Annotated in this window: 1 protein-coding gene; it reads right to left on the reverse strand. The window is 55.4% G+C overall.

Features of this window, described 5'->3' with window-relative positions:
- A partial coding sequence (locus tag MXD62_RS09500; protein WP_248828989.1) for an SDR family NAD(P)-dependent oxidoreductase occupies nt 1-240 on the reverse strand: 240 nt, incomplete at both ends.

A 240-nucleotide genomic window follows, 5' to 3' on the forward strand; every position in this document is an offset into this window, starting at 1 on the left:
TACCAGGGAGCCAACGCATTGATGCTGACGCCATATTTGCTCCATTCCAAAGCCAAAACCCGGGTCATCTGAACCACTCCGGCTTTGCTTGCCCCATACGCCACTCCTGTGCGCAGCGCGACGAGACCGCCGACAGATGCGATGGAGACAATCCGGCCATATTTCTGCTCACACATCACCTTGCCAGCCGCCTGCGTCATAAAAAAGGTGCCTTTTAAATCGAGATCGACGACACGGTCC

Origin of the sequence: Frankia sp. Mgl5 (assembly GCF_023242985.1) — a bacterium.
GTDB lineage: Bacteria > Actinomycetota > Actinomycetes > Frankiales > Frankiaceae > Parafrankia > Parafrankia soli.